Genomic DNA, 21,166 nt, shown 5'->3' on the forward strand with positions numbered 1-21,166 from the left:
CCACGGTTCGCACGCTTTCTGCAAGTCACGGATGCTGACGGCGGAGCGCGACGCGCGCCCCTGCTGCCGTTCGATCGCCCCAGCGATCCGGCAGCAGGCGGAGACGGCGGCCGGGCAAGCTATTCCCGATCGGATGCAGCCACAGTCTCCATCGGCGCAGTCAGCGTCCAGGTCACCGTCCCCCCTTCCCGCTTCATCGTCGCATGTCCGCCGAGCGACTGCGGCGTCACCCGCTGCAGCACCACTGTGCCGAACCCCTTGCGCGACGGATCGGAGCGCCGCTCTCCCGGAAGCGGCGGAAAGGTCTCGTTCCATATCAGTTGCAGATCGCTCAGGCCCTCCTCGCGCGCTGCAATCTGCCAGGTCACCTCGAGCCGGCCCGCGTCGGACGACAGCGCTCCGTATTTGGCGGAGTTGGTGCCGAGTTCGTGGAAAGCCATGCCGAGATTCTGCACGGCGTTGGAGCTCAGCCGGAGCGCGGGCCCCTCGATCCTGATCTGGTTCTCGCGACCGAACGGCTTCAGGTGCTCCTCGACGAGTTCGGCCAGCGACGCCCCCACCCAATCCGAATTGACCAGAAGATCGTGCGAGCGCGACAGAGCCATGATTCGGTCGCGCACCCGCTGTTCGAACTCCTGCGGATCGCTGGTGCGGCGGCCGGTCTCGCGCACCATCGACAGGATGACGGCGAACTGATTCTTCACGCGGTGGTTCACCTCGCGCATCAGCAGGCGGATGCGCCGCTCGCTCTCCTTGGTGGCGGTGATGTCCCGCGCAATCTTCGAAGCTCCCACGATCCGCCCGGACGGATTGCGGATCGGCGAGACGGTCAGCGAGACGGGCACCATCGAGCCGTCCTTGCGCTTGCGGATCGTCTCGAAGCTCGGCATCGGCTCGCCGCGCCGTATGCGGGCGATGATCTCGACCTCTTCCTGCCGACGGTCGTCCGGGATAAGCATCATCACCGAGCGCCCGATAGCCTCTTCGGCCGTATAGCCGAACAGCCGCTCCGCTGCCTTGTTCCAGCTTGTGATGATGCTGTTCAGATCCTTGCTGACGATCGCGTCGAAGGATGAGTCCACGATCGCCGCGAGATGGGCGTCTGCCGTTGCGGAAGCTAAAAGATCATCGTCGCTGGTCATGCCCGCTGGTTAGCCCCTGCCGAAACCGGCGGCAACTAAATATGACAGGTCCCGACGACACCAGTCGGCGTCATATGCGCCGGCCGCTCGACGCATCGAAGAGATGCGCCGCACCCGGCTCGATGGCAAGTGGTATGGTCTCGCCGACCGCCACCAGCCTTGCGCCCGGCAACCGCACGACGAAGTCATTTTCGCCGGCAATCCGCCCGTGCGCCAACGTGTCGGCCCCCAGCGTCTCGACCGCCGCGACCGTCAGGCTGAAATCCGCCTCCGACGGCGCCACCGCTCGGACATGTTCGGGCCGGAGCCCAAGCAGCACCTTGCGGCCATCGTCGGGAACAACGGTCTCACGCAGCCTGACGCTGCTTCCCGCCGGAAACGAGACTGCCCCGCCCGACACCTCGCCTGCCATTAGATTCATCGCCGGCGAGCCGATAAAGCCGGCTACGAACGTCGTCGCAGGGCGCGCTACACCTCCATCGGCGTCGCGATTTGCTCGGCCACGCCTTCGTTCATCACCACCAGCCGGTCGGCCAGCGTCATCGCCTCCACCTGATCGTGTGTCACGTAGAGCGAGGTCGTGCCGACATTGCGCTGCAGCGTCTTGATCTCGAGCCGCATCTGCACCCGCAGCTTGGCATCGAGATTGGAAAGAGGCTCGTCGAATAGAAAGGCTGCCGGCTCGCGCACCAGCGCGCGTCCCATAGCCACACGCTGGCGCTGCCCGCCGGAGAGCTGCTTCGGCTTGCGGTCAAGATAGGGCTCCAGCCGCAACATCGACGCTGCCTTGCCGACCCTCGCCTTGATCTCGTCGCGCGACAGGCCTGCGATCTTCAGGCCGTAGGCCATGTTGTCGAAGACCGACATGTGCGGGTAGAGCGCATAGTTCTGGAACACCATCGCGATGTTGCGCTGGCGCGGCTCGAGCTCGTTGACGACCCTGCCGTCGATCCAGATCTGGCCGCTTGTTATGCGTTCCAGCCCGGCCACCATACGCAGCAGCGTGGACTTGCCGCAGCCCGACGGTCCGACGATGACGATGAACTCGCGGTCCTTGACGTCGAGGTCGACGCCATGGATGACCTCCTGGTTGCCATAGTTCTTGCGGACGTCCTTCAGCGCGACGGTCGCCATGGGCTCTCCTATTTCTCGGTCTCGACCAGGCCCTTCACAAACCAGCGCTGCATCAGGACGACGACCAGGATCGGCGGCAGGATGGCAAGCACGCAGGTCACCATCACCAGATGCCACTCGGTGTCGGCGTCGGCGAAGGAGATCATCTTCCTGAGCGCGATGACGATCGTGTTCATCTGGTTGTCGTTGGTGACGAGAAGCGGCCACAGATATTGCGTCCAGCCGTAGATGAAGAGGATGACGAAGAGAGCCGCGATGTTGGTCCGGCTGAGTGGCAGCAGGATATCCTTGAAGAACCGCCACGGCCCCGCGCCGTCGACGCGTGCAGCCTCCACCAGCTCGCCCGGAATGGTCAGGAAGAACTGCCGGAACAAGAGCGTCGCGGTGGCCGACGCCATCAGTGGCAGGGTGAGGCCGGTATAGGTGTCGATCAGGCCGAGATCCACCATCACCTTGTAGGTCGGCAGGATGCGCACCTCGACCGGCAGCATCAGCGTGATGAAGATCAGCCAGAAGAAGGTCATGCGGAACGGGAAGCGGAAGAACACGATCGCATAGGCCGACAGGATCGAGATGAAGATCTTGCCGATGGCGATCGCCAACGCAACGACTGTCGTGTTGAAGAGCAGCGTGCCGACGGGAACACCGCCGATACGACCGACGCCTCCGAACAGTGCCTCGTAGTAGTTGTTGAAGAATTCCTTGCCCGGCAGCAGGGGAAGCGGCGGACGCAGGATCGTCTGCAGCGAATGGGTGGAAGCGACGAACGTGTAGTATATCGGGAATGCGACGATCAGGATGCCAACGATCAGAATCGTGTGCGCGGTGTAGCGCGAGGTGCGGCTGAGGCCGACCATCGAGCCCTCCTCCTGCCGTCCAAGATACGCCGCCGTGGACATCGCTGCTGACGGCTCCTTCGCGGCGGCGGACTCAGCCATAGTGCACCTTCTTTTCCACGTAGCGGAACTGGAAGGCCGTCAGCGCGATCACGATGACCATGAGGATCACGGATTGCGCAGCGGAGTCGCCGAGGATGAGGTTCACGAAGCCATCGTTGTAGACCTTGTAGACCAGCGTCTCGGTCGCCTTGCCCGGCCCCCCGCCCGTGACGGCGTGGATGATGCCGAATGTGTCGAAGAAGGCGTAAGTGGTGTTGATCACCAGCAGGAAGAAGGTCGTCGGAGCCAGCAGCGGAAAGACGATTGTCCAGAACCGCTTGCTCTCGCCCGCGCCGTCTATCGCCGCCGCCTCGATCAACGATTTCGGGATCGATTGAAGCCCTGCGACGAAGAACAGGAAGTTGTAGCTGATCTGCTTCCAGGCCGCCGCCGCGATGATGAGCACCATCGCCTGGTTGCCGTTGAGCAGCGGATCCCAATTGTAGCCGGTGGCCCTCAACATGTATGCGAAGGTGCCCATCGTCGGATTGAACATGAAAAGCCAGAGCATGCCCGCGATCGCAGGCGCCACGGCGTAAGGCCAGATCATCAGCGTGCGGTAGATGCCCCGGCCGCGGATCACCTTGTCGGCCATCACGGCGAGCAGCAGCGCGACCACCATGGCAAGGACGGCGGTGGCCACCGAGAAGATGACCGTTACCTGCAGCGAACCGATGTAGTTGGGATTACTGAGGACGCGGCGGAAGTTGGCCAGCCCAACGAACTGGCTCTGCAGGCCGAACGGGTCTTCGCGCAGAAACGACTGTTGCAGCGCCTGGCTCGCCGGCCAGTAGAAGAAGACCAAGGTGATCGCCAGCTGCGGCGCGAGCAGCAGGTACGGCAATACCTTGTTCGGGAATGTGACGCGAGTTGCGGACAAAGCGGGATCCAGCCGGAGAGAGTCCGGACGCCGCGAAAGGCCGCAGCGCCCGGATGTTCGGTTATCAGTTGCCGATCGCCTGCTGGATCGCCTCGTTGCCGCGCTTGACGGCATTGTCGAGCGCCTGCTGCGCGGTCTGTTCGCCGGCAAGCATCTTTTCGAACTCCTCGTTCTGGATGTCGCGAACCTGCGGCAGGTTGACGAGACGCACACCCTTCGAGTTCGCGGTCGGGGCCTTGCCCATCATCTGCTGGATCGGGATCTCGCGGCCCGGGTTCTGCTCGTAGAAGCCGGACGACTTCGTAGCTTCATAGGCAGCCATGGTGACGGGCAGGTAGCCCGACTTCTGGTGCAGCCGCGCCTGGATCTCCGTCTGCGACAGGAAGTCGAAGAACGCAGCCACGCCCTTGTATTCCTCGTCGGACTTGCCGGCGAAGACCCACAGCGAGGCGCCCCCGGGAATCGTGTTCTGCGGCGCGCCTTCCAGGTCCGGATAGTAGGGCAACTGGCCGAGGCCGTATTTGATGCCCGACTTGATCACGTCGCCCAGGCCCCCGGAGGATTCGGTGAAGATGCCGCACTCCTGCGACAGGAAGAGCTGCTTGGCCTCGGAGGTGCGGCCGCCGTAGCGGAACACGCCTTCCTTGGCGAGGTCGGCGATCGTCTGGAAGTGCTTGACGTAGGGCTCGGTGTTGAAGGTGAGTTCCACGTCGGTCGAGGCGAGGCCGTTCTCGTTCGTGCCGTACTGCAGGTTGTTCCAGGCGGTGAAATTCTCGAGGCCGATCCAGGTCAGCCAGGTCGAGGTATAGCCGCAGGCCGCAGCGCCCGAGGTCTTGATCTTGCGCGCCGCCTCGAACACTTCGGGCCAGGTCTTCGGCGGGGTCTCCGGGTCGAGGCCGGCCTTCTGGAAGATGTCCTTGTTGTAGTAGAGGATCGGCGAGGACGAATTGTAGGGGAACGAGAGCATCGTCCCGTCCGGCTTCGAATAGTAGGCGACGATGCCCGGCAGATACTGGCTCTTGTCGAAGGCCTTGCCGCCCATCGACAGGATCTCGGCGACGGGCTTCACCGCGCCCTCTGCGGCCATCATCACGCCGGTGCCGACGTCGAAGACCTGGATGATGTGCGGCGGCTGCTTGGCGCGGAAGGCGGCGATGCCGGCGTTCAGCGTCTCCGGATAGGTGCCCTTGAAGACGGGCGTCACCTTGTATTCGGTCTGCTTCTCGTTGAATTCCTTGGACAGCGTCTCGACGACTTCATTGTTGGCGCCGGTCATCGCGTGCCACCAAGTGATTTCCGTCACGGCGAAGGCCGAGCCGGACATGAACGGCAGCGCAGTGAGCGCGGTTGCAAGCGAAAGCAGTGTGGGGACTCTCATCATTCTCTCCCGTAAGATAGCCGGTTGATCACCGGTCGTATTTGGTCATGCTTTATTACGGGGGGATGACAACATGCACGGCCGCGCATGTCTATATCAAAAGTTCGCTCCTCTTTCGCTCCTGCTTCGCCTGTTTTCCAATCAGCCGCCGAACGCGGAATGTTGTGCCGGCTTCCAATCAAGATCGACATAGCCCGGTGCAGCCCTCACCCGGTCGAGCCAGCGGACGACGCCTGGAAAGCGCGCCATGTCATAGCCGGCAATATCGGCGTGTTGCGTGTAGGCGAAGAGCGCGATGTCGGCCACGCCGATCTCGTCGCCGACAAGCCATGGCTCGACCGCCAGCCGGGTCTCCATGACGCCGAGCGCCTTGTGGCCGCCGTCGAGAAGGCTCGCCATCCGCTCCGGCGTCGCCAGCGCGGCGCGCTCCGGATAGAGGACCAGCGACCGGCGCACGGCGATCAGCGGTTCGTGGCTGTACTGCTCGAAGAACAGCCATTGATAGACCAGAGCGCGTTCGTAGGGGTCGGACGGGACGAAGCGCGAGCCCTCCCCGAGATAGAGCAGGATCGCGTTCGATTCGGCCAGGAACCGGCCGTCCTCCAGCTCCAGCAGCGGCACCTTTCCGTTGGCGTTCTTGGCGAGGAAGGCCGGCGAGCGTGTGGTGCCGTCGCGCGAACTGGTTTCGACATGCTCGAAGGGTTGCCCGAGCATCGCCAGCAGGAGCCGCGGCTTGTAGCAGTTGCCGCTGTCGGCCATTCCGTAGATGCGGATCATCGTCGTTTCCCTTGCTGATCTCCACGACTGTGCCTCGCCGGCCCTCGGCAGACCAGCCAGAAATAGTGAGAGAAGGATCAGCGCCGCTGATGGATCAGCTGGCGGCGTAGAGCGGCACGACGCGGTCGCCGAGGCCGGTGAAATGCTCGATCCGCCATGGCCTGTCGTCGAAATGCGATCCGGCGAGTTCCGGCTTGCCGAGGAGAAAGCCCTGCAGATAGTCCGCGCCGGTTTCGATCCCGGTCACGAGCTGGGACGGCGTCTCCAGCCCCTCGAAGATCACCAGCGCTCCGGCCGCCTTGAGGCTGTTCGACAGCCGGGAAAGCAGGTGCAGCGCGGCCGGCTCCTCCATCACGCGGCGCAGGAAGGCGCCGTCGAACTTGACGAATTCGGGCGCGACGGCCCTGACATGGTCGAGCGTGGCATTGGCCACCCCAAAGCCGTCGATGGCGAGCCTCATGCCGAGGCGACGGATCTCGGCCGCCAGGCGCACGAATGTGTCGCGATCCACCGTGTCAGCCTGCGTTATCTCGCAGACGAGCAGCCCTGCGTCCACGCCGAGGCGTCCAAGGCGTTCCGCCATCTCGTCGAGCTGAGCGACCGACCTGTCGAGATCGGTGTTCACCCCGGGGTCGTAGTTGAAGAACAGCTCGACGCCGGAAGCGCCGATATTTGGATAATTCTCAAGGTGGAGCGTCTGACACAGCCACTCGACGTAGAACCTCTCCTCCGGCGCGACCTGAGCCAGGAATTCGACCGCCGGCACGGCGACGCCCTCCCGAAACACGCGTGCGAACGCCTCGACGGACCGCGCGCGCAGCACGCCGTCGCGGAAACGCCAGACCGGCTGATAGGCGGACTTGATGTGGACGTCACGATACCGCGCTGTGCGCAGGCCGATCTCGTCAACCAGAATTTCGTTGTCGAAGATCAATCGACCGGTCAATTACCCCTCCGCACGCGGCCACTGCGCCAACCGGCGATTGCCGCGGGCGAATATCCCGACGATTTCTTTGCAAGCCGTGAATTTCGATGTTGCAATCCTAGGTATTAACCGGGAGTGGAACCTCGACGGCCGAACGAGGGTGCCCGTCGTGGCAGTGCGGCCGGCGCCGCTGCCGAAGGGTGGGCTTTGGCCTCGCCGCGCTCGACCACAGCGACTTCAGGCGAGGGAAAAGGAAAGACAGCAGGGACGGTCTCGGGATAGGCGATCGCATAGCCCTGCACCATCGACACGCCGCTCTTCTCGGCGAGCTCGAGCTGCCAGCCGTGCTCGATGCCCTCGAAGACCGTGCGGATGCCCTGCCGCGTGAAGGACTCGACCATGCCGGCGAGCAGCGCGTAGCCTGGGCCGGAGTTCATCAGCCAGTTGATCCAGTGCGCGTCGAACTTGACGACGTCGGGCTTCAGACGCTCGATCCGGTGGATGTCGGAATCCTCCGCGCCGAAATCGTCGACGGCGATGCTGAATCCGTGCTTGCGCAGCGCCTCGACGAAGGAGAACAGCGTGGATTGAGAGGCCGTCCGCTGCTCCGTCACCTCGCAGACGATTCTCTCCGGCGCGACCTCCGCCTCGTGGAGCACGAGCCGCATGTCGCGCAGCGCAGCTTCTGTCAGTTCCCTGTCGCTGAACACCGACGGATCGAAATTGATGAACACCCTCGCCGACGGATGCAGAAACTTGCCGGCGTTGAGGAGATGCAGCGTCCGCGACAACGTCTCGACATGCATCCGGTCGATCGGCGGGATCAGGCCGAAGAAGACGCCGGGCGCAGCCGCCGCACCGTTTCGCGATGGCCTCAGCAGCCCCTCGAAGGCGACAGGAACGAGTTTTCCGTTCACGAAGGAAAAGATCGGCTGGAACGCGCTGCGAAGCACATAGTACCCCACACCCCGACATAGCTTCCGTCAGGATGGGCGGTCACATGGGCGAGGCCGACGCTGCGCGCCATGGCGTGGATCTCTGCTGGTACTGTCGGCGCGCAGGCTAACGACCAAGATTTTACCACTCGTTAACGCGGGCGGGGCGGATCGATACTTGCGCCCGCTGCCGTCTTGCGACATGAGGAGCCCGCGCGAAACCGCGCTGAGATCCTCAAGGAGACTTTCCGTCATGGCGTTCCTGGCCGACGTCCTTTCCCGTGTGAAGCCTTCCGCGACCATCGCGGTGACCCAGAAGGCCCGGGAACTGAAAGCGAAAGGCCGGGACGTGATTTCGCTCGGTGCGGGCGAGCCGGATTTCGACACGCCGGACAACGTCAAGAACGCGGCGATCGAGGCGATCCGCCGCGGCGAGACGAAGTATCCGCCGGTGTCCGGCATCGTCCCGCTGCGCGAGGCGATCGCCGCCAAGTTCAAGCGCGAGAACAATCTCGACTACAAGCCGGAGCAGACCATCGTCGGCACCGGCGGCAAGCAGATTCTGTTCAACGCCTTCATGGCGACGCTGAACCCCGGCGACGAGGTGGTGATCCCGACACCCTACTGGGTGAGCTATCCGGAGATGGTGGCGATCTGCGGCGGCACGCCCGTGTTTGCGCCGACGACGATCGACAACGGCTTCAAGCTCACCGCCGCCGCGCTGGAGAAGGCGATCACGCCGAAGACGAAATGGCTGGTGATGAACTCACCGTCCAACCCGTCGGGTGCCGCCTACACGCGTGACGAACTCAGGGCGCTTGCCGACGTGCTGCTCAAGCATCCGCATGTGTGGACGCTGACGGACGACATGTACGAGCACCTGACCTATGGCGATTTCGTCTTCACGACGCTCGCCGAGGTGGAACCGGCGCTCTACGACCGCACCCTGACGATGAACGGCGTGTCGAAGGCCTATGCCATGACCGGCTGGCGCATCGGCTACGCGGCCGGCCCCGTGCAGCTCATCAAGGCGATGGACATGATCCAGGGCCAGCAGACCTCGGGCGCCTGCACCATCGCGCAGTGGGCCTCGGTCGAGGCGCTGAACGGGCCGCAGGACTTCGTGCACAAGAACAAGGCGATCTTCCAGGCGCGCCGCGACCTCGTCGTGTCGATGCTGAACCAGGCCCGCGGCATCAACTGCCCGGTGCCGGAAGGTGCCTTCTACGTCTACCCCTCCTGCGAGGGCGTGATCGGCAAGAAGGGTCCGTCGGGCAAGGTGATCGCGACCGACGAGGACTTCGTCTCCGAGCTGCTCGAGGCGGAAGGCGTGGCGGTGGTGCACGGCTCGGCCTTCGGCCTCGGCCCCAACTTCCGCATCTCCTACGCAGCGTCGGAGAAGACGCTCGAAGAGGCCTGCATCCGCATCCAGCGTTTCACCAACTCGCTGTGATTCGCGAACCGGCCGGCGGCATCTCCACGCCGCCGGCCCCTTCCCGATATCGTCTCGGGACATCCGGCTGCGACGAAGCCGTCATTGACAGGCGGCGAGGTGGCGGCGTATCGCCCCGCCCGCATTTCAGGCATTCCCCGGAGAACGCTGGATGAACCTCCCCGTCGAACTGATCGGCAGCGCGGCCGCCGTCATCACCTCGCTCTGCTGGGTGCCGCAGATGGTGAAGATGTTCCGCGAGCGGCAGACGGCCGGCGTGTCGCTGATCGCCAACGGCGCCTTCGCCTCCGGCGTTTTCCTTTGGCTAGTCTATGGCATCCTGATCGGCTCCTGGCCGTTGATCGGCGCCAATCTGGTGACGCTCGCCTGTGCGTTGAGCATCGTGGCTTTGAAGCTCCGTTACGGTTGAGGCCGCCATCGGATTGCCATCAAGGCGCAATCATGTAGCTTCCGCTGCGGAAATACGAACGGGTTGGAGATGATGGCACGCTGGAGGAACCTGCTGGCGCGTTGGACGGTCCTTGCGATTTTCCTGGTCCTGTCGACTGCCGGTCTTGCGCAGGACAAGCCGTTGAAGGGTGTGGCGCTGGTCGTCGGCCAGTCCCGCTACGCATCGCTGGCGCCGCTCCCTAACCCGGCCAACGACGCCCGCCAGATCGCAGCGATGCTCGAAAAGCTCGGCTTCGAAGTCGAGACGCTGATGGACGCCGACGCGCGAGGCCTCTCAGGCGCGCTCGGCGGCTTCGAGGAGCGCGCCCGCGGCGCGGACGTCGCGCTGGTCTACTATTCGGGCCATGGCGTGGAGGCCGGCGGCGAGAACTTCCTCGTGCCCGTCGACGCGCTCCCATCCGAACCCAAGGGGTTCGCTTCCGCGACGAAGCTCCTGGAACGACTCCAGAAATCCGTTCCCGTCACCATCGTCCTGCTCGATGCCTGCCGCAACAACCCATTTCCGGCGGGAACCACCCTCCTCGACGACAACGGCAGGCCGCAGCCGATCGCGGCGACGGGCTTGGGCGCGAGCCGCGGCGTCACGCCCTTTGCCTCCGATCCCGGCAAGCCGGATTCGGTCGGCGCCATCGTCGGCTTCGCGGCCGAGCCCGGCAAGGTGGCGCTCGACGGCGAGCCGGGCGGTACCAGCCCTTACGCCACCGCCCTGCTCAAGCACCTGTCGGCGCAGGGCCTGCACTTCGCCGACATCATGACGCTCGTCGCCGAGGAGGTCTATCTCGACTCTGACGGCCGCCAGGTTCCCTGGACCAATGCGAGCCTGCGCCGCCAGCTCTACTTCGGTGGCTCGGCCGAGCCGGCGGCCGACGAGCGCACGCCGATCAGGACCGAACGTCGCGGCCTGCTCCTCACCATCGCATCGCTCAGTTCCGTCGACCGGGCGCAGGTCGCCGCCGTCGCGCGCGAAAAGAGCGTGCCGATGGGCCTGCTGTTCGCAGCGCTACGCGCCGCCGGCGACCACGCGCCCAAAGCGCCGGACGAGTTCGACCGGTTGCTGCGGGCGCAGGGAGAGTTCGCCCAGGAACGCCTCGCCGCTTCCGGCGCAAAACTGAGCGACCCGGACCTCGCGCGCCTCGCCGCTCTCGCCGACGAGGCCGTGCGCGAGGGCGCGCTCGATGCCGCGACCGAATTCCATCGCCAAGCGCGCGCGCGCATGGATGCGCTGTCGGACGGCCTGGCCGCCGTCGAGACCGGTGCTGCCGAGCTGCGCAAGGAGCGCGCCTCGGTCTACGCCGCCTCCGCTGCGACCTGGCTCCTGAAATTCGAGCACGCCAAGGCGGCGGACGACTTCGCCCGCGCCTTCGCGGAGGTCGAGCGCGTCGATGACGGCCTCGCCGTCCGCTACAAGCTCGCGCAGGCCAAGGCCCTTGCCGACCAGGGCTATTACGGCGCGGACAATGCAGCGCTCGACGCCGGCATCGAGGCGTTCCGCGACGCGGCCGACCTCGCGCCACTGCGCCGCAACCCCGTCGACTGGCTGAAAGCGCAGGCGGGCCTCGGCAACGCGCTCGCGACAAGGGGCGACCGGGAGGCCGATAGCGAGCGCCTGACCGAGGCGGTCGAAACCTTGCGCGACGCGATCACCGCGGCACCCGCGGACACGCCCGTCGACCTGCAGGTCGATCTCAAGTCGGAGCTCGCCTACGCGCTGCTTCTCTCCGGCATGCGCCAACCGGGCATAGATCAGCTCGACCAGGCGTCGATGGTCCTCGGCGAGACGACGGCGCAGGTGCCGCTCGACAGGCAGCCGGCCCTGTGGGGCCGGCTGATGCACCGCATGGGCGCGATCCAGTACGAAATCGGCCGACGCCTGGCCGATCCCACCACGCTCGAAGCCGCCCTCGGCGCGGTCGATGCGGCGCTGCAGGTGCGTACCCGCGACACCGTCCCGCTCGACTGGATGACCAGCGAAAACAACCGCGCCATCATCCTGTCCGAGCTCGCCGCGCGCGGCGCAGGCAACGAGCGTATCCATGAGGCGATCGAAGCCTATCAGGCTGTACTTGAAGTCGGCACGCGCGAGCGCGGTCCGCTTCTGTGGGCGGAGACGGTTGCAAACCTCGGGACCGCGCAGGCGCTGCTTGCCGAGCGGACAGGCGAAGAAGGAAGGATCTCGACGCGGCCCTTGCCTCCTTTCGGCTCGCCGCGGAAGAGATGACCCGCGAGCGTGCGCCGCTGCGCTGGGCGGCGTTGCAGGACAATATCGGCATTGCGCTGCGCCGGCAGGGCGAGAAGACGCGCGACGCCACGATGCTGAACGAAGCCGTCGCGGCGTTTCGTCTGGCACTCGAGGAGCGGCGTCGCGGCGTGGTTCCGGCCGACTGGGCAGCCACCAGCGGCCATCTCGCCAGCGCGTACTGGAACCTCGCGCAGGTATCGAAGGACGCCGACGCCCTGGAGCGCGCCATTGCCGCGGGCCGCGACGCCGTCGAGGGAACGCCGCGCGACACGCTTCCCCGCGACTGGGCGATGCTGCGCAACAATCTCGGCGGCATGCTCGCCGAACTGGCGGCGATGAAGAGCGACGCGGCCCTCTACGTCCAAGCCGTCGGCGAATATCGCCAGGCGCTCGAAGTGTTCAATCCCAACGAGGCCGCCTTTGACTGGGCGCGCACCACCGGGGCACTCGGCGAGACGCTCCTCGAAGCCGGCAAGCTCGGCAAGGACCCGGCCCTTCTCCAGCAGGCCAAAGAAACGCTCGACCAGACAGTGGAGATCTGGAAGGTGTTCGGCGACGAGAAGCGCACCCGCGCGGCCGAACTGCTCGCCGGCGAAGCGCAACTGGCGCTGCTGTCGCTCGACGTGGAGAATAAGCTGAAGGACGCCAAGAGCACTGCCAACTAACCAAGCCGCGGCGGCCTTGCCGCGCGGCCATCGGAATGCCACGATGCGTTCCGCAGATAAGCGCGAGTTTCGTGTGAACGTGGGCGGCCGCATGGCGACGGCATCGCTCCCAATGCGGCGCATGATCGTCCGGCAGGCGCTCGCTGCGCTTGCGGCATGCCTGATCGTTTTCGTCGCGACGGCAGCCGAGGCGCAGGACAAGGCGCTGAAGGGCATCGCCCTCGTCATCGGCCAGTCGAGCTACGCCGCCTTACCCCCGCTCGCCAACCCCGCGAACGACGCCCGGCTGATCTCTGGCCTGCTCGGCGATCTCGGCTTCGAGGTGTCGACCGTGCTCGATGCCGACCACACCCGGCTCTCGCGGGCATTGCGCCGCTTCGCCGAGGATGCCGAGGGCTCCGACGTCGCCCTCCTCTATTTTGCCGGCCACGGCATCGAGGCGGGCGGCGAGAATTTCCTCGTGCCCGTCGACACGGCGCCGGATGACCCGCAGGGCCTCGTCGCCCTCTCCCCTCTCCTGTCCGAACTGCAGGCGGCCGTACCTGTCACGATCATGTTGCTGGACGCCTGCCGGACGAATCCTTTCCCGCCCGGTGCAATGATCGCGGCTGATGGGAGCTCTCCTGCGCCGGTGGCGACGGCCGGGCTTGGCGCGCTGCGCGGCGTCGTGCCGATGAAGAAAGCAGGCGGCACAGACCCCGACACACTTGGCGTCGTCATCGGCTTCGCGGCAGAGCCGGGCAAGGCCGCTCTGGACGGCGCCGGCGGATCGAGCCCTTACGCCGCAGCACTCGCCAAGCATCTGCCCGCCGCCGGCTTCGCCTTTGGCGACGTGATGACAATGGTGACGGAAGAAGTCTACCTCGCCACCGCCGCCCGACAACTGCCATGGACGAATGCGAGCCTGCGCCGACAGCTCTTCTTCGGCCTCGCGCCGGAGGAGGCGAAGGGCGACGAGGCGCAAATCCGCGGCGAGCGGCGCAAGCTGCTGCTCACCATCGCCGCGACGCCGCTGCCGACTCGCCATCTCGTCGAACAGGTCGCCAGCACCCATGGCGTGCAGATGGACGAACTCTACGGCATGCTCGACGTGCTGGGCGTTGATGTGGCGAAGAGGGACGCCGACCTCGGCTCGCAGCTCGAAGAGGGCGCGCGGCGGCTGAAGGAGATCATTGCTTCCCGCGATCTCCAGGCCCGGACCGACCCCGAGATCGTGCGGCTGGGCTCGCTCGCCGATCAGGCAGAGGCGGAAGGCGCAATCCGGTTGGCGCTTTCCCTGCGCGAGCGGGCAAGCACGCGTGCCGCCGAAATCGACAGGGCGCTCGACGAGGCCGAAGCCGACATCAGGAAGCGGCGGTCCGAGTTGTCACGGACGTTTCAGGACCACGCCGAGACCGCGCTGCTCAACTTCGATTTCGAGACGGCGGCGCTGCGTTATGCCGACGCCTTCGGTCAGATCGAGCGCTACGATGTCGGTCGCTCCTATTTCCTAAAGGTCTCGGAGGCCGACGCATGGGCTGATTTCGGCAAGCGCTATGCGAACAGCGACGGCCTGCAGCGTTCATTGGCGGCGTATGAAACGGCCTGGCAGGTCGGTCGTGCGGCGCCCAACGCTCGCCGTGATGCGGCGCTGCGCGGCAACATGGCGATCGTGATGACCCAACTCGGCGAGCGGACGATGGACGCGGTCTGGCTGCAGCGCGCCGCCGACATCTACCAGGCCATCCTGAAAGAGCAGCCCCGCGAGCGCCTACCTGAGGACTGGGCCTACACCCAGCTCAACCTCGGATCGCTCTACCACATCATCGGCGAGCGAACTGGCGACCGCGAGGCGCTGGCCAACGCGGTGCGCTCCTTCGAGGGTGCGGCCGGGATCATGACTCGCGAGGTTGCCCCCGAGCAATGGGCCGGTCTGCAGATGAATCTCGGTAACGTTCACTACACGATCGCCAATATGGACAACGACGCAAAGGAGTTCGAAAAATCCTACAAGGCGATCGAGCGCACGCTGACGATCTGGACCAAGGAGAAGACGCCCCACCTCTGGGCCACGGCCCAGTCCAACCTCGGCGGCTCCTATAGCGCCTATGGCGTGACCACGGGAGACACCAAGTTCATCTACCGCGGCATCGCCGCACACGAGGCGGCAATGACGGTGGCGACCCGCGAAAAATCGCCTGACACCTGGGCGCAGGCGCAGAGCAACATCTCGTCCGCCTACATCGGGCTCGGTGACCTCACCGGCGATCCGGCCTTCTATCGCAGCGCCGTCAGCGCCAATCGCGCAGCACGGCAAGTCTACACGCTTGAGAACGACGCCGCCGCCTACGCCGCCTCCTACTACAACGAGGGCCGGGTGCTGCTCAGGATCGGCCGGGCGGAGAACGGCCTGCCGGCGCTACGCGCGGCGGAGGAGGCGCTCGCCATCGCCCTGCGCCACGTCGACCGCGTGCAGATCCCGATCCAGTGGGCGCGTATCCGCTCGGTCACCGGCGAGGTGCTGCGCGAACTTGGTGAGCGCGGCATGGATCGCGACGCGCTCATCGGCGCCCGAGCCGCTTTCGAGGACGCCCGCACCACCTTTCGGGAGAATGGAATGGGCAGATCCGGTCAGGGCTTCTGGGAAAAGCAGATCGCCGCGATCGACGCGCAGCTGGCATTGCCGAAGCCCTGAAAGCCGCCCGGGCTCAAGCCGCCCTCACGACAAGTTGTTCTCCTCGTCGCCTTTTCGACGCGACGGCCGCGATACGTATGCGTTCGTATGTGCGGTGCCGTGCGACGGTAGCCCGAACACGACAGAGGAGGATAGTCCATGAAACGTCTGCTGATCGTCTCCGCGGCCCTGGCCGGCGCGATGCTTGTTCCTGCGCAGGCGCAGGACACGTCGATGAGCTTTTTCATCACCAGCGTCGGCAGCGGCAAGGGCGCCGACCTGGGCGGGCTGGAAGGCGCCGACGCACATTGCGCGCAGCTTGCCGAGGCGGCCGGCGTGACCGGCAAGACCTGGCGGGCCTATCTGTCGACCGACCAGGTGAACGCGAAGGACCGCATCGGTTCCGGCCCGTGGTTCAACGCCAAGGGCGAGAAGATCGCCGACGACGTCGCCTCCCTGCACAGCGACGCCAACGGCATCACCAAGGAAACCGGCCTGACCGAAAAGGGAGAAGTCGTGAAGGGGCGCGGTGATCAACCGAACGAACACGACATCCTGACCGGCACCAAGGCGGACGGCACGGTGGACGGGACGAACACCTGCTCCAACTGGACAACCAGCGGCGCGGAGGGTGCGGCCATGCTCGGCCATCACGATCGCAAAGGGCCGGACACGCTGCCGACCGCGACATCCTGGAATGCGGCGCATGCCTCGCGTGGCGGATGTAGCCAGGACGCGCTGAAGGGCACCGGCGGCGCTGGCCTGTTCTACTGCTTCGCGGCGAACTGAGTTCGGACGGCAGGAGAGCGACAGGCACTCGTGGCAGCGGCGCGGGGAGACGCGCCGGTGCTACTGGACCGCGACCGCATGACGGCGCAGTGTCCAAGACGTGCCATCGAACAGCAGCCGCACGTCGCCGCTGGACGAACTTGCCCCACCTTCCACCGGGGCAATCACGCTCTTGACGTCGCGAACCTTCGCTTCCTGCGGCTGGCAGGTGAACAGCAGGCTCACATTCCTCCGGTCCAGAGCCATGTTCTCGATGAACTTCGAGAATTCAGGCGTGGGGCGCACCTCGTCGTTGGTCGCGTGCGAAAGCAGCAGGTAGGTAACCGACCCCTGGGCGGGAAATCCGGCATCCAGCAGGCACCGGTAGAAATGCGAATTGTAGCCGGCGTGGTGCGCGACCTGCACGACATTCAATGTCGACAGTTCCTTCAGCAGATCGGGGAAATACGGATCGTTGCGTCCATGCCTGAAGTCGACGCACCCCGCATCACCGCTGATCAGGATCCGTTCCTGACCATGCTCCACGACCATGACATAGCTTAGCTGGTTGCTGGCAGTGATCGGCTTGATGGGAATGCGCGTCTCGAAAAGCATCGCATAGACGCCGACGGGCAGCTTCTCGGCATATTTCTGCACAAGGCTGTCCGACGGCCCGAGCAGCACGATGGATGGGCCCTTGTCGCCAGCCGCCAGTGGCGAGAATCGCTTGGCGGACCCGTCCCAGCCGAAGCGCCGCGGCGTGCCATCCGGAATCGTGCTGCAGCGGATGGGCACTCTCTTCTTGCGAAGCGCCGTCACGACCTTGTTGAGCCAAGCGGCATTGATCGCGTCCTTTGCCGCCGCCTTCCGAATGGCGGCAAGCGTGACGAGTTGCGAGGCGTTGGCGGGAACTGCCTCCCACGATTGAAACTCCAGATCGAAATCCAGCGCAATCGGCCTGCGCTTGCCTCCACGCGCGCGTTTTCCCAGTGCTTGCAGGCGCTCCGTGAGCTCCCACGGATTCTCCATCCGATCATCCCCGTGCCCGTGAAGGACCCTGCCTGTGTCGCGAGCCCGGGTCACGGATTCGACCGTCGATTCCGCGTCGGACAGATGACGAGCGAACACGCCCTCTACGGCCTCGATAGCCTCCGCCGAAAACCCTTCTCTCCCCCGCCAGGGTCGAGGTAGGTCGTCGTCCATCGACCACCGGCGCTTGACCTCTCGCAGTCTGTCGACAGACCGCTCCATCCCGCCAAGGCGAAGACAAACTCTCTCTTTGCTATCCAGATAGTCCGCGAGAACCTGGCTGCCGTCCGGCCGGGCAAACTGCAGCGCGAGCAGGTTTCGATCCGGGATCGGCTCTCCGGCCATCTGCAACACTGTGTCGTTGGCGACCGGAGGCAACCAGGCTTCGCCGATGCTCACCGCCGGATTCTCGATGATGGCGATGAGGCCTTCGAGATGATCCCTGTCGTAATGCGTGCCAATCATCAGATCGATATGGATCGCCTGCCCGCCGAAATCTGAAACGGCCTTCGGCAGACGGGAATTCACATCGTGCCTGCCGTCTCCAGCATCGGCGAGGATACGGACGATGCCTCCATCCGTCTCGAGTTGGATGAGCAGTGCGGCTCCCAACTCGACGGCGAACATGTCCAGTTGAACTTTCATCGTAGCCTCCCTGCAACCAAGACAATATCCCACACTTACTGGTTGAAGTCGAGGATTATGCAGCAAATGCGAGTGCTGACAGCGCTTTGTCAGGAGAAGCCGTCAACGTAACCAGCAAATCGCCTCCGCCCTTCCCTTCGCGGGGGACTCCGCCCATATTTGGGACATGGCCAAATCCTCCGACCGCAACGCCATGCGTAAGCGTGGCAGCCAGATGACCGACTTCCACGATGCATCCGAGCCGCTGGAGCCGCGCGGCTTCGCCGAGGCGCCACAGGCGGAGTTCGAAGGCGCACCTCTTTCCGGCAGCGTCGCGGACTGGGTGCGCGACCTGGAGAAGGCCGCCGAGGCCGAGGGGCGCAGGTCGGAGACCCGCGCCATCCGCTCGGCCGCCGGCACACACCGCGTCATGGCCGAACGCGGCGAGGCTGGCGCTCCCGCGAAGCCCGGCAAGAAAATTCCCGAACGGTCGTCTGCGCCGACGCGCTCCGGCCGCGGCACGTCGATGGGCGGCGCCGCGAGCGCCAAGGATCGCGCGGCCGCCGGACTGAACCCCGTCGCCGGGCTGGACATCAACCTGGAGGATGTTGGCTCGCTGGCTTCGTCGAGCGTGACCGCCACCGTCAAGGCGCTGGCGGACCTGATCGAGAGCGGCAATCCGCTGCACAAAAACGGCGAATTATGGGTGCCGCACCGCCCGGCGCGGCCCGAAAAGTCGGAAGGCGGCATCGCGATCCAGATGGAGACCGAATACAAGCCGTCCGGCGACCAGCCGACCGCGATCAAGGATCTGGTCGAGGGCGTCGACAATGCCGACCGCACCCAGGTCCTGCTCGGCGTCACCGGCTCCGGCAAGACCTTCACCATGGCCAAGGTGATCGAGGAGACGCAGCGCCCGGCGCTGATCCTGGCGCCGAACAAGACGCTGGCCGCCCAGCTCTACGGCGAGTTCAAGAAATTCTTCCCGAACAACGCGGTCGAGTATTTCGTCTCGTACTACGACTACTACCAGCCGGAGGCCTACGTCCCGCGCACGGACACCTATATCGAGAAGGAATCGTCGATCAACGAGCAGATCGACCGCATGCGCCACTCCGCGACCCGGTCGCTCCTGGAGCGCGACGATGTCATTATCGTCGCCTCGGTGTCGTGCATCTACGGTATCGGCTCGGTCGAGACCTATACGGCGATGACCTTCCAGATGACGGTCGGCGACCGGCTGGACCAGCGCCAGCTTCTCGCCGACCTCGTGGCGCAGCATAAGCGTCAGGAGATCAACTTCACCCGCGGCTCGTTCCGCGTGCGCGGCGACACGATCGAGCTGTTCCCCGCCCACCTTGAGGATCGCGCCTGGCGCATCTCGATGTTCGGCGACGAGATCGACTCCATCATGGAGTTCGACCCGCTGACCGGCCAGAAAACCGGCGACCTCAAGTCGGTCAAGATCTACGCCAATTCGCACTACGTCACGCCACGTCCGACGTTGAATCAGGCCATCAAGTCGATCAAGGAAGAGCTGCAGCACCGGCTACAGGAGCTTGAAAAGGCTGGGCGATTGCTCGAGGCGCAGCGGCTGGAGCAACGCACGCGCTACGATCTGGAAATGCTCGAGGCGACCGGCTCCTGTGCCGGTATCGAGAACTATTCGCGCTATCTCACCGGCCGCCGGCCGGGCGATCCGCCGCCCACCCTGTTCGAATACATTCCCGACAACGCGATCGTCTTCATCGACGAGAGCCACGTCACGGTGCCGCAGATCGGCGGCATGTATCGCGGCGACTTCCGCCGCAAGGCGACACTGGCCGAATATGGCTTCCGTCTGCCCTCCTGCATGGACAACCGGCCGCTGCGCTTCGAGGAATGGGATGCCATGCGCCCGACCACGATCGCCGTCTCGGCGACGCCGGGCAACTGGGAGATGGAAGAGGCCGGCGGTGTATTCGCTGAGCAGGTCATCCGTCCGACCGGCCTGATCGACCCGCCCGTCGAGGTTCGCCCGGCCAAGAGCCAGGTCGACGACGTGCTGGGCGAGATCCGCGATACGGCGCGGAAGGGTTACCGGACGCTCTGCACCGTGCTCACCAAGCGCATGGCCGAGGACCTGACCGAGTACCTGCACGAGCAAGGCATCCGCGTCCGCTACATGCACTCCGACATCGACACGCTGGAGCGCATCGAGATCATCCGTGATCTGCGCCTCGGCGCCTTCGACTGCCTCGTCGGTATCAACCTGCTGCGCGAGGGTCTCGACATCCCCGAATGCGGCTTCGTCGCCATTCTGGACGCCGACAAGGAAGGTTTCCTGCGTTCGGAAACCTCGCTGATCCAGACCATCGGCCGCGCCGCGCGCAACGTCGACGGCAAGGTCATCCTCTATGCCGACCAAATCACCGGCTCGATGGAACGAGCGATGGCGGAAACCGAGCGGCGCCGTGAGAAGCAGCTCGAATACAACGCCGCCCACGGCATCACGCCGGAGAGCGTGAAGTCGCGCATCGCCGACATCCTCGATTCGGTCTACGAGAAGGACCATGTCCGCGCAGAGCTTCCTTCCGGCGGCAGCGGTGGCGTCAACAACCTCGTCGGCAACAATCTCAAGGCGCATCTGGAACATCTCGAAAAGGAGATGCGCGATTCCGCCGCCGACCTCGACTTCGAGCGCGCTGCCCGCCTGCGCGACGAAATCAAGCGCCTGCGCGAGGCCGAGCTTGCGGTGGCCGACGATCCGCTGGCGCGTGATGTTGCGATTGAAAACACGCAGCAGTCGCGCAAAGACGCCGCACGCGGCAAGCCGAAGGCAACGACGGCATCGCTCTTCGCCAAGCCAGCCCTCGACGAGATGGGCACGTCCGGCGACCATGCGACGCCGGCCGGCGCTATCGACCGCTCGCTGTTCAGGAAGCAGACCGCCAGCGAGGCACACGGCTCCGACTACGGGACTCCGAACGACGGTCGCGGCCTGTTCCGCAAGAACACGCTGGACGAAATGACGGTGCGGCGCACCGAGAAGCCGGTCGAAGGCGCAAAGCCGGTAAAGCCGGACGACGTCAAGCCGGTGGTGCGCGGCAAGGTGGGAGTGGGTTCCTACGAAGACCCCGCCGACGAAAAGCGTCAGAAGCGCCGCCCAGGCAAGACCGGACGTCCGGGGCAGTAAG

At 65.2% G+C, this 21,166-nt stretch carries 15 protein-coding genes and 1 pseudogene; 7 read left to right on the forward strand and 9 right to left on the reverse strand.

The window, feature by feature from the left end:
• Window positions 1-119: 119 nt before the first annotated feature.
• The 8 genes and pseudogenes from LRS09_RS01490 to LRS09_RS01525 all read right to left on the reverse strand — a co-directional run bounded on the left by LRS09_RS01490 (window position 120) and on the right by LRS09_RS01525 (window position 8,127).
• Window positions 120-1,142 carry a sensor histidine kinase gene (locus LRS09_RS01490; protein WP_257803811.1) on the reverse strand — a complete coding sequence of 341 codons (1,023 nt, stop codon included), beginning with the start codon at window positions 1,140-1,142 and terminating at the stop codon, window positions 120-122.
• Window positions 1,143-1,212: 70 nt separating this feature from the next.
• Window positions 1,213-2,276, reverse strand: a pseudogene (locus tag LRS09_RS01495) (sn-glycerol-3-phosphate import ATP-binding protein UgpC).
• An 8-nt stretch (window positions 2,277-2,284) separates the two neighbouring features.
• Window positions 2,285-3,133: a sn-glycerol-3-phosphate ABC transporter permease UgpE gene (ugpE, locus tag LRS09_RS01500; RefSeq protein WP_257810099.1), complete on the reverse strand. Its 849-nt coding sequence runs from the start codon at window positions 3,131-3,133 to the stop codon at window positions 2,285-2,287.
• Window positions 3,134-3,206: 73 nt separating this feature from the next.
• Window positions 3,207-4,094 carry a sn-glycerol-3-phosphate ABC transporter permease UgpA gene (gene ugpA / locus LRS09_RS01505; RefSeq protein WP_257803812.1) on the reverse strand — a complete coding sequence of 296 codons (888 nt, stop codon included), beginning with the start codon at window positions 4,092-4,094 and terminating at the stop codon, window positions 3,207-3,209.
• Between the two features lie 64 nt (window positions 4,095-4,158).
• Window positions 4,159-5,472 (reverse strand): sn-glycerol-3-phosphate ABC transporter substrate-binding protein UgpB, encoded by a 1,314-nt coding sequence (gene ugpB, locus LRS09_RS01510; protein WP_374684801.1) that lies wholly within the window; start codon window positions 5,470-5,472, stop codon window positions 4,159-4,161.
• A gap of 141 nt (window positions 5,473-5,613) precedes the next feature.
• Window positions 5,614-6,249 (reverse strand): glutathione S-transferase family protein, encoded by a 636-nt coding sequence (locus LRS09_RS01515; protein WP_257803814.1) that lies wholly within the window; start codon window positions 6,247-6,249, stop codon window positions 5,614-5,616.
• A gap of 94 nt (window positions 6,250-6,343) precedes the next feature.
• The gene (locus tag LRS09_RS01520) at window positions 6,344-7,195 is read right to left on the reverse strand and encodes an EAL domain-containing protein (RefSeq protein ID WP_257803815.1); all 852 of its coding nucleotides are present in this window, start codon (window positions 7,193-7,195) and stop codon (window positions 6,344-6,346) included.
• A 104-nt stretch (window positions 7,196-7,299) separates the two neighbouring features.
• Window positions 7,300-8,127, reverse strand: a complete 828-nt coding sequence (locus LRS09_RS01525) for an EAL domain-containing protein (protein WP_308240266.1) — start codon at window positions 8,125-8,127, stop codon at window positions 7,300-7,302.
• Window positions 8,128-8,362: 235 nt separating this feature from the next.
• Between LRS09_RS01525 and LRS09_RS01530 the strand changes: the two genes are divergently transcribed.
• The 6 genes from LRS09_RS01530 to LRS09_RS01555 all read left to right on the forward strand — a co-directional run bounded on the left by LRS09_RS01530 (window position 8,363) and on the right by LRS09_RS01555 (window position 16,358).
• Window positions 8,363-9,562: a pyridoxal phosphate-dependent aminotransferase gene (locus tag LRS09_RS01530; protein ID WP_257803816.1), complete on the forward strand. Its 1,200-nt coding sequence runs from the start codon at window positions 8,363-8,365 to the stop codon at window positions 9,560-9,562.
• 151 nt (window positions 9,563-9,713) lie between these two features.
• The gene (locus tag LRS09_RS01535) at window positions 9,714-9,971 is read left to right on the forward strand and encodes a SemiSWEET family sugar transporter (protein ID WP_257803818.1); all 258 of its coding nucleotides are present in this window, start codon (window positions 9,714-9,716) and stop codon (window positions 9,969-9,971) included.
• 72 nt (window positions 9,972-10,043) lie between these two features.
• Window positions 10,044-12,230 (forward strand): caspase family protein, encoded by a 2,187-nt coding sequence (locus LRS09_RS01540; RefSeq protein WP_257803819.1) that lies wholly within the window; start codon window positions 10,044-10,046, stop codon window positions 12,228-12,230.
• The gene (locus tag LRS09_RS01545) at window positions 12,227-12,916 is read left to right on the forward strand and encodes a tetratricopeptide repeat protein (protein WP_257803820.1); all 690 of its coding nucleotides are present in this window, start codon (window positions 12,227-12,229) and stop codon (window positions 12,914-12,916) included. The genes LRS09_RS01540 and LRS09_RS01545 overlap by 4 nt, the downstream gene beginning before the upstream one ends.
• A gap of 43 nt (window positions 12,917-12,959) precedes the next feature.
• Complete coding sequence (locus tag LRS09_RS01550; protein ID WP_257803821.1) at window positions 12,960-15,590, forward strand: caspase family protein; 2,631 nt, start codon at window positions 12,960-12,962, stop codon at window positions 15,588-15,590.
• Window positions 15,591-15,728: 138 nt separating this feature from the next.
• Window positions 15,729-16,358, forward strand: coding sequence for a hypothetical protein (locus LRS09_RS01555; RefSeq protein WP_257803822.1), 630 nt, complete (start codon window positions 15,729-15,731; stop codon window positions 16,356-16,358).
• A 60-nt stretch (window positions 16,359-16,418) separates the two neighbouring features.
• Here LRS09_RS01555 and LRS09_RS01560 read toward each other — a convergent pair whose 3' ends face one another.
• Entirely contained in the window at window positions 16,419-17,993 is a 1,575-nt protein-coding gene (locus LRS09_RS01560) for a hypothetical protein (protein WP_257803823.1), read from the reverse strand.
• A gap of 184 nt (window positions 17,994-18,177) precedes the next feature.
• On the opposite strand from LRS09_RS01560, the gene uvrB reads away from it, so the two are divergent.
• On the forward strand, window positions 18,178-21,165 hold the full coding sequence (gene uvrB, locus LRS09_RS01565; protein ID WP_257803824.1) for an excinuclease ABC subunit UvrB: 2,988 nt from the start codon (window positions 18,178-18,180) through the stop codon (window positions 21,163-21,165).
• The last annotated feature ends 1 nt before the right edge of the window (window position 21,166 follow it).

Origin of the sequence: Mesorhizobium sp. J428, assembly GCF_024699925.1 — a bacterium.
Classification (GTDB): Bacteria; Pseudomonadota; Alphaproteobacteria; order Rhizobiales; family Rhizobiaceae; genus Mesorhizobium_A.

Excerpts from the sequence above, each read along its gene's own strand:
- LRS09_RS01490 (WP_257803811.1), bottom strand. The coding sequence starts at position 1,142 with ATGACCAGCGACGATGATCTTTTAGCTTCCGCAACGGCAGACGCCCAT.
- ugpE (WP_257810099.1), bottom strand. The coding sequence starts at position 3,133 with ATGGTCGGCCTCAGCCGCACCTCGCGCTACACCGCGCACACGATTCTG.
- ugpB (WP_374684801.1), bottom strand. The coding sequence starts at position 5,472 with ATGAGAGTCCCCACACTGCTTTCGCTTGCAACCGCGCTCACTGCGCTG.
- LRS09_RS01515 (WP_257803814.1), bottom strand. The coding sequence starts at position 6,249 with ATGATCCGCATCTACGGAATGGCCGACAGCGGCAACTGCTACAAGCCG.
- LRS09_RS01530 (WP_257803816.1), top strand. The coding sequence starts at position 8,363 with ATGGCGTTCCTGGCCGACGTCCTTTCCCGTGTGAAGCCTTCCGCGACC.
- LRS09_RS01535 (WP_257803818.1), top strand. The coding sequence starts at position 9,714 with ATGAACCTCCCCGTCGAACTGATCGGCAGCGCGGCCGCCGTCATCACC.
- LRS09_RS01540 (WP_257803819.1), top strand. The coding sequence starts at position 10,044 with ATGGCACGCTGGAGGAACCTGCTGGCGCGTTGGACGGTCCTTGCGATT.
- LRS09_RS01545 (WP_257803820.1), top strand. The coding sequence starts at position 12,227 with ATGACCCGCGAGCGTGCGCCGCTGCGCTGGGCGGCGTTGCAGGACAAT.
- LRS09_RS01550 (WP_257803821.1), top strand. The coding sequence starts at position 12,960 with ATGCGTTCCGCAGATAAGCGCGAGTTTCGTGTGAACGTGGGCGGCCGC.
- LRS09_RS01555 (WP_257803822.1), top strand. The coding sequence starts at position 15,729 with ATGAAACGTCTGCTGATCGTCTCCGCGGCCCTGGCCGGCGCGATGCTT.
- LRS09_RS01560 (WP_257803823.1), bottom strand. The coding sequence starts at position 17,993 with ATGTTCGCCGTCGAGTTGGGAGCCGCACTGCTCATCCAACTCGAGACG.
- uvrB (WP_257803824.1), top strand. The coding sequence starts at position 18,178 with ATGGCCAAATCCTCCGACCGCAACGCCATGCGTAAGCGTGGCAGCCAG.